This window comes from Pseudoalteromonas sp. QJM3NY_22, assembly GCF_056173065.1.
Genome location: NZ_JBWBTZ010000002.1, coordinates 768,332 through 783,174 on the forward strand (window position 1 = coordinate 768,332; position 14,843 = coordinate 783,174).

Below are 14,843 nucleotides of genomic sequence, written 5' to 3' on the forward strand. Positions count from 1 at the left end.
ATTTTTAGGCCGCTTTTATCACTTTCACTATTTGAAACACCTTTTAATATACTGTCTCGGTTATTCCCGTATAATTTCAAATATTCCCACACTTATCGCGCAAACACTGTTTAGTTATTGTAGGTTGGATCAACTTACGAGTCGCTTTGGCCGCTAAGCCTTGGCGTCTCATGCTATCGCTGATAGTTTTGATACATACAGTTTGCTGGCTATCTTCCAATTCAACTTGGATGCGAGTAGCACCATAACGCTGCTTTGAATCAACAAAAATCTGTTGTATTTGCTCATCTCGTAGCTGTTGTTGCAATGCTCGTTGACTCACCTGCTCACCGGATTTAAGCCAATGATAAACCCACTTCGCGACACTCTAAGCACCAAAGCCATGCGTGACACCTTAAATTCTGCTTGGTGCGCTCGCATGAATTTGAACCGCTTTATTTTTGATTCTTCGCGAAGTAGGTGGCCGCCTTTTTTAATATGGCTAAGTCCTCCGATTGCTCAGCTAATTGACGTTTTAGTTTGGCTACTTCAGCGGCGAGCTCTGCCTCACGTTGGCTCGCGCTTTTATTTTGCTGTAACTTATTGCGCCAATCGTAGATTTGCGATTCATGGATGATGAGATGGACGCTCCCCAAAACGGCGTCAATGCGCCAAACTGGTTATAACTCACACTCAGTTAAAGGGAACCTCCACCATGAAAATTAGCACATTATCAATTGATTTGGCAAAAAATGTATTCCAAGTCGCTGGCTTTAATTCTAACCATAAAAGGGAGTGCAATAAACGCTTAAACAGACCTAAACTCAACGCCTTCATGGCAAATACACCACCGTGCCGCGTCGTGATGGAAGCCTGTTATTCTTCTCACTATTGGGGAAGAGTATTTACGTCTTACGGTCATACCGTTGACCTTATCCCTGTACAACACGTTACACCCTTTGTTCGCGGTAATAAAAATGACAGTAACGATGCCCTTGCTATCTATGAAGCCAGCTTACGCCCTAATATTAAATTCGTTCCCATAAAAACCGAAGCCCAGCAAGAAATACTCACGCTTCATAAAATACGCGAGCGATTGCTACAAAATCGCATTGCTGCAACCAACCAATTACGCGGTTTATTGGTCGATTTCGGGTATGTATTTCCTGTCGGTATTAAGGCGTTTGAGCAAGGGATAATTGCGTTAGAAAGTGATTCTGAGCTTCGCCCACTATTACGTACAATGGTGAGTGATATTTACACTGAGTACAAAACCCTTGTTAAACGCATTAAAGCCATTGAAGCGATGCTTGCTGCACACGTTAAACGGGATACAAACGCTAAAATACTTCACTCCATGCCTGGCGTGGGTGTACTCAATGCCTCAGCCTATGCGGCATCTATTGGGAACGGTCAGGCATTTAAGAACGCAAAAGAACTCGGGGTGTGGCTTAGGGCGCGAGCATATTTTGTTAAAAATGTTAACCAAAAAGAAGTTCTTCTCTAAAAGCATCATCATAACAAGCTCTTACACACTTACTTCTTATTGACCCCTTGCTTTTCGTATGCTGCTTTATCATGTTCCTAACGACGCGTCTAAATAGTGCCATATGTTGCGCACTTAATGGCTCATGTATTTGACAGGCATCTTCTTTAAATACGACATCCAGTATCCAGTGTTGCTGATTTTCTATCAGCCAATGTTGTCTTATTGCTTTATTTATCAATATATTGTCTGTCAACGATGTTAGGTAGTAATGTGTGTCAATACTCGTTCTATTACCCTTCGTTCGCTCTCGCTGCACCGCAACGATTGTTCTAACTGATGGCCAGCTCTCTTTAATTTCACTCGGTAATAAACGCGCATCAAGACAATCTATCGTGCGTACTTCTTTTCGCCCATGCCCTTCATCTTGTGTTACATGACTAAATATCTCTGAGTTTTCAGATTCATACTGGTGTGTAAATGCATCTTGAATCGCGCTATAAAGTTTCTTTTGATTACCCTTTGCTTGCACTAGATAATCTGCATGTCTGCTAATTAGCTGTTTTAGCGTTTCTTTTTGGCAGTGCAAAGCATCAAGTGTAATGACGGTGTTATTGATATCGAGTATTTTCAATAAATCCCGAACTGCCGGTATTTCATTCGTCTTACTGCCAACTGTTTGGTGGAATAATGTGAGACCTGCTTCACAATCAAATGCTGAGACGAGATGTAATTTATCAGCAATGTGTTTACTTGCTCCGCGAATAGTTTTGCCATCGAAGGCAATGACAGGATGCGCTGACTTAACGCGGTTTTGATTGACCCAGCTATACATCGCGAGTAGTAATGAGTCAGTATCAACGGTTCTAAAAATCCGAGCAATACTATGTCGAGTGGGTATGCCATTTTTGAAAGAACGAAATCCTCTTAACCAATTAAGCTTACTTTCGCCATAGACTTCAATGTCTTGCCAGTTTTCACACCCTGATGTAACGGCAGTAATAATTAGAAAAAGCACATCAACTAAGTTATGGTGCTGATTTATATGTGAACGATTATCTTTGACGAGTTCTAAATGTGAGAAGAGTGACATAATAAGTTTAAGGTGATGAAATTTATGGTATTAGATCATAAAATTTGTTTATTTACAAAGTGTGATCCCGCCCTGGGGTGTGGCTAGGCTTAACACCTAAACAATACGCGTCAGGCGATAAAAGTAAAATGTCTGGTATCACTAAGCGCGGTAACAGTTACCTACGAAAACAACTTATTCACGGTGCGCGCGCCATTATCGCCAGAAGCCACCATAAAACAGATGCGCTAAGCCAGTGGATACATCAATTACGCGAGAAAAAACATGTTAATTGTGTCGTGGTCGCCACCGCACACAGATTGGCGCGGCTGATGTGGGTATTGCTGACCAAGCAAACTCTCTACTCTCCTCAGCCTGTGCAAAATACACGCAAGGATGCTTAATTATGCCTATTTTACACGTCAATCACACCCGAGTTTACGACTTAAGACAGCCCGTCGAAGACATAGGTTTTAAAACCTGAGTGGGTGTTTGGGCACTTAAGTCGTAACATACGCTTATCCTGTATGTACTTCACTTATAATGAAACAAAAAGCGCACGCTAACCAAGGTTAACCAGATAAAGACACGAGATTTAATCTCGCTTGGGTGAATATTTTTTAGGTCCCTTGGTACGAAGCTCATTAGGAGCATGGCGCATGATAACCATGACGCCATAGCTCGAATATATGTCAGTACCTTTGCTTTTTAGCAAGCTTGTGACGCATCATTACTGCGAAATGGAATACATGATAATGAATAAAAGCACCAACTTAGATGTTTATAAACCAACTCGTCTTGACTTCAAGGGAGCGTCCATATATGTCATCCTAATTGCCATTTACATGATCACCACTGGAATATCCCAGTTAGTTTGGTCACTACCTCCAATTCCTTGATATTTTGCATTGTCCTCAACTCCTTTAACTATGCTTGAAGCTTTAATATTTGGATGCTTTTTAGAAACTATATCAAGGTCTATTTGCGACTGATCACTGTAGTTGACCTGTACCCCTGTAACCGTGAGCCCCATACTATCCGTTTGAATGAAGTCAAAGTTACCTAAATATGTTGCTTTACCTGACTCTATTTTAAACTCGATTGAGATAGGGCTGGCTGGATTTATATGTGCATAACCACTGTGAACTCCCCAGCGCCATACTTTATAATTACCTTCAGGTAATTCAATAGCAAAAACCTCTCCTTTACGGTTTAAATGAGAGAAGTCTCCCTTAGGAGGTATTGGGATTAAAGCTACTCCTTCACCAAATTGAATTTCACCGCGAATCTGATTGTCAATTCCATGGTAATAAACAGAATAGCCAGAATAACTTCCTTTATAACTAACCGAAGAAATTAATACACCATTACCAGATTTTTGGTTAAGCGCATAATCATTCTTAATCGTCTTAGTTGAAGCACAGCCAGTTAAAACTAGAGACAGTAAAATTAAGCTAAAAAATTTATTCATACACACTCTACTCGATTGTAAACATAACGAGACTGTAGAATAACTCGTTTTTTATTTGTTTTTATTGATAAACAAACCATAGCTGAGTTCCTATTTCGGTTCAATCAATTACTGTACTTTTACGCAGCATATAAAGAAATTTTTGATATCGTTTTAATTAGCATTTTAGAAGGGATTACGGGTGTTTAAGTGGCTTTTATTTAGGTTAAAAGGGCTTTCCCTTCTCAATGCATCGTGTACACAGCCCTTCTATATAATAAACAAAGCAGTACAATTGCCATCGACCTACTGACTTTCTCTTTTTACTTTCATCTTGCTAATGTCGCTCAGTTTTTACGTGATTCATTATTTATAAAACCCACTTGCCATCATGATCTAATTGACAATTTCCGTAACAGTTAGGATGGGTGTCAACGCTATTTTGGTTATCAACGCTATTTTGGTTAAACTTACATCAAATTTACATTCGACTTTTTCTCGGTCAATTGTTGACGTTCCTCATCACTTAAATCATCTCTGCGCAACAAAATGTTTAAATGTTTTAACGCTTCTTGTTTTTTACCAAGTTTTACAAAGGCGTCAACGATATGAAGCCTAGAGCTATATGCAGATGGCTCCTGACTGATGTTGTAGCTAAAATACTTAATTGCTTCAGCAGGATTTTCTAAGTAGGTGAGTTGTCCTATGCCTTCATCATACATTTGCCAGGATTTTGGTTCAATTTGATACCCATATAGGGTTGATAGCTTTTTGAAGTGCGCTAGGACACTTTCGTAGCCTTCAACTGATGTTTCATATGGAATAGACCACTGAGGGTACAAACCTCTGAGTGCCCCAATTGTCCCGTAAATCGGTGTATTCTGATGAGGCTCTTCTCGAAAGTATTCAAATTTGTAACGCAGGTTCGGTGTATTTAAATTCGCAAGTTCTCTCTCTATCTTTTGAATCCCTGAGAGCATCTGAACACCTTCTGGGGAATCTGATTCTGGGTTACCTTCATTCCCTATATTCATGTATAGAAAATTTTTGTGCATGGGATTCGTTTTTACGAACTTAATGAGATCGCTAACGATTTTTCCGCTCTCCCAGAACACAGAGGGACTATTGGCAAAGTGCGCTTGGAACAAGTTTGGCCTTTTATGAAAACTATGTGACACAAGCAGCCCGCCGTATGAATGCCCAGAGAGTATTCTAAATTTTTCTGTCCGATAGTGTTTCTCGATGTATGGGATAACGTCTTGTTCAATAAACGTTAAATACTTATCTGCCCCGCCGCTATGCTCTTCGTAATTTGGATCGGATGTTGGTGTAAAATCTCTGCCTCTGTTGGAAGTAGAGATCCCAACGATGATCATTTGAGGGGCACTATTGTAGCCATTCAGCGGGGCAAGAACGCCTGATACAAGAGGCAACCCTACAGGTGCATCTAAAGTGTAAAGAACAGGATAACGATAGTTTTGATTGAATTCACTTTCATACTTGAAAGGCAATTGAACATAGATATCAACGGTTTCATTTAACACAGAAGATGAAATTGGTATTTTTTGAAAAGGTAAATGCCGCTCAACAGCATTTTCTTTAAATGAATCCGCATACGCACTAAAGGAAGCCGTGACAATAAAAAAAATCGTGCAGAAATACTTGGTCATTCAATGTCCTTATTTAAATGCTTGTTTAGTAAAAGAAACTCAAGAATAAGGGATTGCTTAGATGGAGTCTAGTCACATGGAAACAATCAAGGTGTTGAAAAAAATTAGCAGCTCCGAATTCTGACACGGACGCTTGTTGCGCTCTTGATACAAATTCCTAAATCATACGAACGAGTGCTTTAGCAGTGGTAGATACCTTCGAATAAGACAATTATTGATCTGTGTTTCGTTTTTTTTGTTTCGATCAGATTGCCCAAATAGGTATTACTTGCTAAGGTCACTACGGCAAAGTCGCTCGGTAATTAGACCGACAGAATCCCTTGGTAATCACACTAATACAGCTTAGAGGCCAATTCCACTGAATAGGAGTCTTTTACAACTATCATCCTCCGTATGGTGGCCCGCAAGGTAAACGTCATATGAGGTATTAGTCTCGGAAACAAGCGCTTCGTTCATGGTTTGTCAGTCGAGGTTTCGATACTCACCACTTTGATAACCGACTTGTAGCTTCAATCATTCGGTACACAGACCAAAATATTCATATAGAATCTATAGCAAATCAGTTGTAACGAAAAGTTCTAAGTGGCTGATTAACCGATGTAAACAATTTCACTATTTATTGGTCGCAGTGGTCCTATACAAACCTGCTTCAGCTAACAATCTGAAATGGTTTAGCGATGATTCTTTTAGTAATTTCATATAATAATTTCGAGCACTATCCAAATCACCATTCCCTTCAAACCCCTCAGCTTTGGAAGCTAATTCATCCAGTCGGTTAAAGTCTAATTCGTTGGATTTGAAGTCGTTTACTACATCCGGAGTTAACGAAGGGTCTATCTCATAGATACGAGTTCTTATTTCCCACAAAGAGTGAATTGCTGTGCCAATATCAACCATATTTTTCCGCGTATCCAATGAACTAGAATCTTCAATTAGTTTTGAAGTATCAACTACCGTTTCGATAGCTTGGCCCAGTAACAAGTTGACGCTTTTAAGCTTATCCATAACACTACCTACTTATAAATCGAGCTAATATATTACCCTAACTTGATATTCGAGTCTGCAATTCAGACCGCAAACAAACAACTTTTAACTAAACATGTGAATCGAAAATTTAATACGTTTTGCAAAGTGGATTAGTATTGAAATTAAGCACTACTAACTTTCGCAGCCGTCCGTGCCATCCACGATCCCAATGATCCTCTATCGTTTAATATTTTTTGATCAGGATGCTCAAGATAGAGAATTTAGGATGGATGATGAGATGGACGCTCCCCTAAACGGCGTCAATGCGCCAAACTGGTTAACTCACACTCAGTTAAAGGGAACGTCCATCATGAAAATTAGCACATTATCAATTGATTTGGCAAAAAATGTATTCCAAGTCGCTGGCTTTAATCATCATCACAAAAGAGAATGCAATAAACGCTTAAACAGACCTAAACTCAACGCCTTCATGGCAAATGCCCCACCGTGTCGCGTGGTGATGGAAGCCTGTTATTCTTCCCACTACTGGGGGAGAGTATTTACGTCTTACGGTCATACCGTTGACCTTATTCCTGCACAACACGTTACCCCCTTTGTTCGCGGCAATAAAAATGATAGTAACGATGCCCTTGCTATCTATGAAGCAAGCTTACGCCCTAATATTAAATTCGTTCCTATTAAAACCGAAGCTCAGCAAGAAATACTCATGATCCATAAGATACGTGAGCGACTTCTGCAAAACAGGATTGCTGCAACCAACCAATTACGCGGTTTATTGGTCGATTTTGGGTATGTATTTCCTGTCGGTATTAAGGCGTTTCAGCAAGGGATAATTGCGTTAGAAAGTGATTCTGAGCTTCGCCCTCAGCTGCGCATTATGGTGAGTGATATTTACACTGAGTACAAAACCCTTGTTAAACGCATTAAAGCTATTGAAGCGATGCTTACTGCACACGTTGAACGGGATACAAACGCTAAAATACTTCACTCCATTCCTGGCGTGGGTGTACTCAATGCCTCTGCTTATGCAGCATCAATCGGGAACGGTCAGGCATTTAAGAGCGCAAAAGAACTCGGGGTGTGGCTAGGATTAACACCTAAACAATATGCGTCAGGCGATAAAAGTAAAATGTCTGGTATTACTAAGCGCGGCAACAGTTACCTACGAAAACAACTTATTCACGGTGCTCGCGCCCTTATCGCCAGAAGCCACCATAAAACAGATGCGCTAAGCCAGTGGATAAATCAATTACGCGAGAAAAAACACTTTAATTGTGTGGTGGTCGCCACCGCACACAGATTGGCTCGACTGATGTGGATATTGCTGACCAAGCAAACTCTCTACTCACCTCAGTTTGTGCAAAATACACAGAAGGATGCTTAATTATGCGTATTTTACACGCCAATCACACCCGAGTTTACGACTTAAGACAGCCTGGTTATGACATAGGTTTTAAAACCTGAGTGGGTGTTTGGGCACTTAAGTCGTAACATACACTTATCCTGTATGTACTTCACTTATAATGAAATAAAAAGCGCACGCTAACCAAGGTTAACCAGATAAAGACACGAGATTTAATCTCGCTTGGGTGAATATTTTTTAGGTCCCTTGGTACGAAGCTCATTAGGAGCATGGCGCATGATAACCATGACACCATAGCTCGAATATATGTCAGTACCTTTGCTTTTCAGCAAGCTTGTGACGCATCATTACTGTGATATGAGATACGTGATAATAGAATAAAGGCATCAATTTTGATGTTTATACATTAGCTCGTCTTGACTTCAAGGGAGCGTCCATATATGTCATCTCAATTTGTCCGAAAAGTGCAAAAATTAGGATAGGTGTCATTTTAATTGGTTGAAATACTCACCGAAGATATGGCGGTGATCACGCCAAATTTATTGCTTATTGAATGCCTCGTTCCGCAACTTAAACGTAAGCGTCTAGCAAAGTGCACCTGCCAGTAACTCGTCAAAATGATTAAGCTATTTCCGAATTTCAATGAGGAGATAGTCATGAGAAAAACACGCAGCCTTGAACAGTGGCGCTGTATTATCGAAGAACAACAAGTCAGTAATTTAACTATCACTGACTATTGCCAGCAAAATGCTTTATCAAAAACAACTTTTTATGCCGCACGAAGTAAGCTTAATGCCTCATCAGGCAGCTTTGTTCGCGCTAAAGTGACTAAACACGTTGACGTTATCGAACAGCAACAGTCAATCACCCTCACTATCGGCAAAGTAAACGTCAGCTTGCCACCCACAATGCCAGCCTCTTATCTGAGTCAACTGTTACGCGAGCTTGCCTGATGAAAATGTTTGTCGAACCAAAAAGTATTTATTTACACCGCGAGGCCGTGGATTTTCGAAAATCCATTGATGGTCTAATCGCAATCGTTGAAGGCGAACTTGAGCGTGATGCTTATACTGGCGCATTATTCTTATTCTGCAATAAAGCGAAAGATAAACTCAAGCTCGTTTACTGGGATAAAACGGGGTTTGCTTTATGGTATAAGCGCTTAGAAAAACAAAAGTTTAAATGGCCAAACAAAATCAGCGTGCAGGAATTTGAACTCAGTCCTGAACAACTGGATTGGTTGTTGTCGGGATATGATGTGCTTGGTCATGAAGAATTGCAGTATCAATCGATGATCTAATCGATCATATTGACAGTAAATGCTCGTTGCCACACAGTCTGTTTTATCTTTGCGTCAAGCAAGAAAACAGCGTCAAATTCTGTTAAATTGCGAACATGAAAATTGATGTACACTCACTTCCTGACGACCCAGAACAACTCAAGCGCATGGTGCTTGAGTTGCAACAGCTTATGGATGAAAAGTTAGCTGAAAAAGATGCGCAAATTCACGAATCGGTAAAAAAGGACAGACACATATTTTTGTCAGAAAATTTTGCGCTTCTCCCATCGTGGGTAACCGTATCATTATTTTTTTGCGCACTGTTAGTGTTAGTTACAGCACTTAGAATTCAGTTGCTTGGCAGGAATATTAGGTATAAAAGGCAAATCGAGGTTGACATTTTGTTTAATAACGTGTTTTTTAAACAAACCAATGAAGATACAACTGTTCAACCTGCGCCTTTGTACCATTTTACATCGTTGCTGGCAGCTTGCTGCTTTAACCGTTGTTTGCTGCCTACAAAATTTGAGTACTGCTGCCTGAAACATTGAATTGATTCAAGCCATTGCGCTTCTTCTATATTCAACGTTAGGAGCACTTTTGGTATGCTTTTGTTGATATGCCCTTTTTTCTTTGGATCTATCTGGCGGCCACTCCAGTCAACTAATTCAATGTAATCCAGTAAGGCAAAGGGGATCGTGCCTTTAATATGATTACTACCAAATAGCTTTAGCTGTGTTGGTTGACTTTCATGTTGAACAATATCTTTTTGTTTGAGGGGTTTATTTGCTTTGACCGTGTCTGTGGTAAAGGCTTTGAAATGCGCTATACGCTCTTGAATTGAGGTAAAATCACTGTCTTCAAGCGTATCGGCTACATTTGCTCTGATAGGATTCAAATCAACGTAGGCCATGCAACTGAGTACTGCTGTTTGATCTAATAATGCCTGTGACTTATAGCGCCCTTCCCAGTACTTGCCCGTGCAGTTATCTTCCTTATTGGCCTCGCGGGCAATGTACTCATTAAGATTTTTCATATACCAGCTGATGTCATAAAGCCTTGCGCGCCATTTAGCGATGATCTCATTGAAAAAGAGCAAGCTCGGCTTATCTAACTGCTCACCATTTAAATGGCGGTCGACTAAAACATGGCCGTTATAAAGTTGATACCAGCGTTCAATTACTTCATCTTCAGACCAATCTAGTGCTTGACGTCTATTGACGTTCACAACAAGGTGGTAGTGATTGCTCATTATCGCGTAAGCAGCAATTTCTATGGCGAACACGCTACTTAATAACTTAATTCGCTCTACTAACCACGCCCTACGGTGATCAAAGTTTTTACCTGTGTATTTATCATCACCACACAAGAATGCGCGTCTCACGCATCGTGAGATTAAGTGATAATAAGATGTGGACGCTAAATCAATCAGCTTTTTTCTTGCGCGAGTCATAAAATATCAACCTTAGTTGAACTGTATGTAATAACAGTAGTTGATACTATGATTTTTGCAAAAAAACTTGTGCCTGTCCTTTCTTTGCTTATTAAATCACCTTCCCAGTCACCTATTCGGCTTCTGTCTTCGACTATTTTTGGTCGTTCGCTAATACTTACTCTATTCTTAATTTGCCCACGTAAATCGCCATATTTACGTTGTTTACGTCTTTTTTTATGCCTCTTAGCTAAGTCTTTGTATAGCTCTCCACCTGCTTTAAAATCCTTAATCACCCATTGATAGATTGTTTCATGACTGACATGCATTAATTCATCTGACGGGTTATCCTTCTTAAGCCGACCTGCTATAGCATCTGGAGACCATCCCATTGCTATCTTACTCAGCACAAGCTCGTACAGTGCCTTATTGTTTCTTTTTCTTGCATGCCTAGAGACCTTCCTTCTTGCCATCGCTTTTTCGTGCGCTGCCTCATCGAAATAATCATAGTAGGGTGGCTTATTTCGCTTAACTTCACGCATGATAGTTGTATGGTGTCGATTTAATAGTTTACCAATGGATCGGCAGCTTTCGCCACTGTTGAATCGATAGTAGATAGCTTTTCGTTCGAAACTGTTAAGATGTTCATAAGACATTCTGAATTCCCTCGATAATGAGTTTGGTCGCACTTACTACATTAGCAAATACTTCAGAATGTCATATTTATTGGTGGGTTATGGTCAGTGGTGCACTTGCAAAATGAATTCGGGTTTGCTTCTTTTGTCCTTTCTTTGCTTCTTTCTCGCTAGGCAATGACTATTTAGCGTCACAAGGTTTAGTGTCATTGAGAGATATTTGGATCGGTATTCATTACGGGAGATGAACCGCCCATTGCGGACCCGCATGATGGGTGGTGTGGGGCTGAAGGTTAGAGACCTCCGGCTACCCGATTAAGCGATTACTTCCCCGGTTCTATTGGTACTGTTTTTATATATTTACTAAGTGGAAGTCTTGCCCAGTCATAATTATGTTCTACATAACCTATAATAAATAATGATGCGATAAACAAGCCTGTAGCTAAAACCCGAAAAAAGAATAACCTAAACTTTTCTGCCCAATCATGTTTAGCTTCTAACTTTAATTCTTGTTCTTTTAAAGCTACCTTTCGAGATTCATCAGAGTTTAAATCTTCAAATTTATCAATGTATCGAATTAATTTAATGAGTGAATTTTCAATGTCTTCTTTATGTGCCCATAAATCAGATGAACCTGAGCCATGCTCACTTAAGTCGATGATTTGCTCTTTAAGCTCAATTAATGCCTTTTTATCTAAGGCAGATAGATCTTTTTCAAAATCCTCTCTTCTTTCAGTTCTTGAGCGATTATCAGGTACTGGGATACTTGGAGGAGTGTATTCCGGCATTTGCATTCGTTGTAACGGGTTTGTAAATCCATCTAAATTGAAACGTCCCACCATTATCCTACTCCTGAGTTCGACTTACCGCTTAACGAGCCTGTAGATTAACTCGTTTTTTTATTTATTTTTATTGATAAACAAACCATAGCTGAGTTCCTATTTTGGTTCAATTGATTACTGTATTTTTACGCAGAATATAGAAGTGTTTGATATTGTTTTAATTGGCATTTTGGAAGGGATTATGGGTAGTTGAGTAGCTTTATTTTAGGTTAAAAGGGCTTACCCTCATTAATGCATCGTGTTTTGCAGCTTTTCTATATTATGAACAAGGCAATACAGTTGCCATTGGGCGTTCACTTTCGCTTGCCTCCGTTGACCCCGTAAGGTCAATTTATTTATCCCTATATTCACCGCAGTGATTTAGCAGGACAGTCACTTTAATTTTTTAATGGTTGCTAAATTACGGTTGCACCAATAACAGCTGCACTCTTAACTGCCAAGTCTAAATAACGCTCTGCTTCTGATTGTTTGACGGCAAAATCAGGTAAGTGACTTGCTTTGTTTCTGATTTGTCGTAATTGATTAATTAATTCCAAACTATCAGGTGAAAACTTACCAGATGCTGACAGGTGATCCAAAATCATTTTAGGATTAGTTCGTTTAATTGCTGTACCAGTCGAGAGTCCGCTTTTCATTGCTGCCGTTTCAATTAATGTCCATGCTTCGACGACAGCTGCTCTTGGAGAAACATCAGCAATACGAAGTAATTGTTCTTTTTGACTTAAGTCAGTTTCAGATTCATTTACTTTAGGCTTGGCAATATTTTTAGCACTATTCTCAGCTTTACTTAGACTCTTTTCAAAGCTTGCTTCAACATCTTTATATTTAAAAGATGATACCCGCCCCAATAACTGGCGTACTTCAGCACGAAATATGTATGCAATCCAAATAACTGCAACAGGCCATGCTAATGCTTTAACTAGTTCTACGAAATGTTCCATATTTCCCTTAGTAAGCTGAAAATTTAGTCTACGACATTCGTCGTTTTACAAACCGACAAATGTCTTTATATTACAATGATTTTATCCTAGCTATAAAATAAACAACTGTAAACAGTTAGTTAGCTTCGCCTTACCTTTCCTAAATGCAGCAAAACCCCAAAATGGTGGAGGTCAGTAATATCAGACGTATAGCTGATTAGTTATACCCGTTGATTATTAATTAACAAATTATATTTTAAATACCTGTGTTTAAACTAATAACGCGTTCACCCTTAAACTTATAGCTCGTTATTACTTATAAAATTAGTTAAAAATCACAACCTACTCCTATTGAATCCTCTGTATTTTTACTTCATATTAAATATTCTTATTTCTCACTTATTATGCTGTTATGTCATTTTTTAAATTTAGCCATGCACTTATTCTCACACTTGCTAGTACCTTACCGCTTACAAGCCATGCGGCGCTTGATAAAAACGAGCGTGAAATAGTAAAACAGGTCGATAAAAACATTCCCCACGCACTGCAAGAAATAGAGCAAGCCGTAAATATTAATAGCGGGTCGCTTAATATTGAAGGTGTAAAAAAAGTAGGTGCGCTGACAAGCGAGCAGCTCAAAGCCATTGGTTTTAAAGTAGAATGGCTGGATGGCAGTGCGTTTAACCGCGCAGGGCATGTACTGGCTACCTTTGAGAGTAAAAACCCCGATGCAATAAAAATACTGATGATCGGCCATCTAGATACGGTATTTGCCAAAAACGATAACTTTACTACCTACAAACAGCTTGATACCGATACAGCCAGTGGCCCAGGCGTTGCCGATATGAAAGGCGGTAACACGATAATAATTACCGCACTTAAAAGCTTACAAGCCCTTAATTTACTCGAAAATGTAAGCATAAAAGTGTTGCTGACTGGCGATGAAGAAAGCAGCGGTCGCCCGCTTAGCATATCTAAACAAGCTATTGTTGATGCGGCAATTTGGGCTGACGTAGCGCTTGGCTATGAAAATGGCGATAACAATATAAAAACAGCTATGGCGGCGCGCCGTGGTTATACCGGCTGGACGCTAAACGTAACGGCAAATGCAGCGCATTCGTCACAAATATTTAGCGAAAGCGTTGGATATGGCGCTATTTACGAAGCATCACGCATTTTAAATGATTTTAGAGAGCAACTTGCCACGCAACCTAATTTAACGTTTAACCCGGGGCTTATTGTGGGCGGTACAAATGCCGACTACGACAGTGCTAATTCGTCAGCAACGGCATTTGGTAAAAGTAATGTAATAGCACAAACCGTGCATGTTGCAGGTGATTTACGCGCACTTTCGCCAAAGCAGGTAGAAAGCGCTAAAAGGGTTATGCTACAAATTGTGGCTAAAAACTTAGATGGCAGTAAAGCAGAGCTTATTTTTGAAGACGGTTACCCGCCAATGGCATTAACTGATGGCAATAAAAAGCTATTAGAATTATACAGCGACGCAAGCCACGACTTAGGCTTCAACAAAGTAGTAGCCGCCAATCCACGTAATGCAGGTGCGGCTGATATTTCGTTTGCGGCAAACCATGTTGATATGGCACTTGATGGTTTAGGCTTGATGGGCAGCGGTGCGCACACTAAAAACGAAACAGCCGATTTAACCAGCCTTGATAAAAACATTAAAAAAACGGCATTACTCATTTATAGATTAGGGCAGTTATAAAC

Annotated in this window: 13 protein-coding genes and 3 pseudogenes; 6 read left to right on the top strand and 10 right to left on the bottom strand. The window is 39.9% G+C overall.

Features of this window, described 5'->3' with window-relative positions:
• Positions 1-76 precede the first annotated feature (76 nt).
• Complete coding sequence (locus tag AC0VZ4_RS23820; protein ID WP_475441827.1) at positions 77-307, bottom strand: IS3 family transposase; 231 nt, start codon at positions 305-307, stop codon at positions 77-79.
• Between the two features lie 387 nt (positions 308-694).
• On the opposite strand from AC0VZ4_RS23820, the gene AC0VZ4_RS23825 reads away from it, so the two are divergent.
• Complete coding sequence (locus AC0VZ4_RS23825; protein WP_475441828.1) at positions 695-1,486, top strand: IS110 family RNA-guided transposase; 792 nt, start codon at positions 695-697, stop codon at positions 1,484-1,486.
• Here the strand turns inward: AC0VZ4_RS23825 and AC0VZ4_RS23830 are convergent.
• Positions 1,461-2,558, bottom strand: coding sequence for an ISAs1-like element ISPsesp1 family transposase (locus AC0VZ4_RS23830; protein WP_475441829.1), 1,098 nt, complete (start codon positions 2,556-2,558; stop codon positions 1,461-1,463). The genes AC0VZ4_RS23825 and AC0VZ4_RS23830 overlap by 26 nt on opposite strands.
• A gap of 77 nt (positions 2,559-2,635) precedes the next feature.
• Between AC0VZ4_RS23830 and AC0VZ4_RS23835 the strand changes: the two are divergent.
• A pseudogene (locus AC0VZ4_RS23835) lies at positions 2,636-2,941 on the top strand (transposase); the annotation flags it as partial.
• Positions 2,942-3,378: 437 nt separating this feature from the next.
• Here the strand turns inward: AC0VZ4_RS23835 and AC0VZ4_RS23840 are convergent.
• The 3 genes from AC0VZ4_RS23840 to AC0VZ4_RS23850 all read right to left on the bottom strand — a co-directional run bounded on the left by AC0VZ4_RS23840 (position 3,379) and on the right by AC0VZ4_RS23850 (position 6,662).
• Complete coding sequence (locus AC0VZ4_RS23840) at positions 3,379-4,008, bottom strand: hypothetical protein (protein WP_475441830.1); 630 nt, start codon at positions 4,006-4,008, stop codon at positions 3,379-3,381.
• A gap of 449 nt (positions 4,009-4,457) precedes the next feature.
• A complete protein-coding gene (locus AC0VZ4_RS23845) occupies positions 4,458-5,657 on the bottom strand; it encodes an alpha/beta hydrolase-fold protein (protein WP_475441831.1) in 1,200 nt (399 codons plus the stop codon).
• A gap of 612 nt (positions 5,658-6,269) precedes the next feature.
• Complete coding sequence (locus AC0VZ4_RS23850) at positions 6,270-6,662, bottom strand: hypothetical protein (RefSeq protein ID WP_475441832.1); 393 nt, start codon at positions 6,660-6,662, stop codon at positions 6,270-6,272.
• 331 nt (positions 6,663-6,993) lie between these two features.
• Here AC0VZ4_RS23850 and AC0VZ4_RS23855 point away from each other — a divergent pair, with 331 nt between their 5' ends.
• The 3 genes from AC0VZ4_RS23855 (at position 6,994) to tnpB (ending at position 9,307) form a co-directional block, all read left to right on the top strand.
• Positions 6,994-8,028 (top strand): IS110 family RNA-guided transposase, encoded by a 1,035-nt coding sequence (locus AC0VZ4_RS23855; protein ID WP_475441774.1) that lies wholly within the window; start codon positions 6,994-6,996, stop codon positions 8,026-8,028.
• A gap of 635 nt (positions 8,029-8,663) precedes the next feature.
• Positions 8,664-8,960, top strand: a complete 297-nt coding sequence (tnpA, locus tag AC0VZ4_RS23860) for an IS66 family insertion sequence element accessory protein TnpA (protein WP_475441833.1) — start codon at positions 8,664-8,666, stop codon at positions 8,958-8,960.
• Entirely contained in the window at positions 8,960-9,307 is a 348-nt protein-coding gene (gene tnpB, locus AC0VZ4_RS23865) for an IS66 family insertion sequence element accessory protein TnpB (RefSeq protein WP_475441834.1), read from the top strand. Before tnpA ends, tnpB begins: the two co-directional genes overlap by 1 nt.
• 427 nt (positions 9,308-9,734) lie before the next feature.
• Here tnpB and AC0VZ4_RS23870 read toward each other — a convergent pair whose 3' ends face one another.
• From AC0VZ4_RS23870 to AC0VZ4_RS23890, 5 genes and pseudogenes are all read right to left on the bottom strand, one after another.
• Entirely contained in the window at positions 9,735-10,739 is a 1,005-nt protein-coding gene (locus AC0VZ4_RS23870) for a transposase (protein WP_239462886.1), read from the bottom strand.
• A gap of 59 nt (positions 10,740-10,798) precedes the next feature.
• Positions 10,799-11,374: pseudogene (locus AC0VZ4_RS23875) on the bottom strand (IS30 family transposase); the annotation flags it as partial.
• Between the two features lie 302 nt (positions 11,375-11,676).
• A complete protein-coding gene (locus AC0VZ4_RS23880) occupies positions 11,677-12,195 on the bottom strand; it encodes a hypothetical protein (RefSeq protein ID WP_475441835.1) in 519 nt (172 codons plus the stop codon).
• Positions 12,196-12,423: 228 nt separating this feature from the next.
• Positions 12,424-12,543, bottom strand: a pseudogene (locus AC0VZ4_RS23885) (transposase); the annotation flags it as partial.
• Positions 12,544-12,590: 47 nt separating this feature from the next.
• Positions 12,591-13,136, bottom strand: a complete 546-nt coding sequence (locus AC0VZ4_RS23890) for a hypothetical protein (protein ID WP_033028433.1) — start codon at positions 13,134-13,136, stop codon at positions 12,591-12,593.
• A 391-nt stretch (positions 13,137-13,527) separates the two neighbouring features.
• On the opposite strand from AC0VZ4_RS23890, the gene AC0VZ4_RS23895 reads away from it, so the two are divergent.
• Positions 13,528-14,841: a M20/M25/M40 family metallo-hydrolase gene (locus AC0VZ4_RS23895; protein WP_475441836.1), complete on the top strand. Its 1,314-nt coding sequence runs from the start codon at positions 13,528-13,530 to the stop codon at positions 14,839-14,841.
• Positions 14,842-14,843 lie beyond the last annotated feature (2 nt).

Bases quoted from the DNA above. Each gene is read 5' to 3' on its own strand.
- AC0VZ4_RS23845 (WP_475441831.1), bottom strand. From the start codon at position 5,657: ATGACCAAGTATTTCTGCACGATTTTTTTTATTGTCACGGCTTCCTTT.
- AC0VZ4_RS23880 (WP_475441835.1), bottom strand. From the start codon at position 12,195: ATGGTGGGACGTTTCAATTTAGATGGATTTACAAACCCGTTACAACGA.
- AC0VZ4_RS23855 (WP_475441774.1), top strand. From the start codon at position 6,994: ATGAAAATTAGCACATTATCAATTGATTTGGCAAAAAATGTATTCCAA.
- AC0VZ4_RS23825 (WP_475441828.1), top strand. From the start codon at position 695: ATGAAAATTAGCACATTATCAATTGATTTGGCAAAAAATGTATTCCAA.
- tnpA (WP_475441833.1), top strand. From the start codon at position 8,664: ATGAGAAAAACACGCAGCCTTGAACAGTGGCGCTGTATTATCGAAGAA.
- AC0VZ4_RS23830 (WP_475441829.1), bottom strand. From the start codon at position 2,558: ATGTCACTCTTCTCACATTTAGAACTCGTCAAAGATAATCGTTCACAT.
- AC0VZ4_RS23850 (WP_475441832.1), bottom strand. From the start codon at position 6,662: ATGGATAAGCTTAAAAGCGTCAACTTGTTACTGGGCCAAGCTATCGAA.
- AC0VZ4_RS23890 (WP_033028433.1), bottom strand. From the start codon at position 13,136: ATGGAACATTTCGTAGAACTAGTTAAAGCATTAGCATGGCCTGTTGCA.
- AC0VZ4_RS23895 (WP_475441836.1), top strand. From the start codon at position 13,528: ATGTCATTTTTTAAATTTAGCCATGCACTTATTCTCACACTTGCTAGT.
- tnpB (WP_475441834.1), top strand. From the start codon at position 8,960: ATGAAAATGTTTGTCGAACCAAAAAGTATTTATTTACACCGCGAGGCC.
- AC0VZ4_RS23870 (WP_239462886.1), bottom strand. From the start codon at position 10,739: ATGACTCGCGCAAGAAAAAAGCTGATTGATTTAGCGTCCACATCTTAT.
- AC0VZ4_RS23840 (WP_475441830.1), bottom strand. From the start codon at position 4,008: ATGAATAAATTTTTTAGCTTAATTTTACTGTCTCTAGTTTTAACTGGC.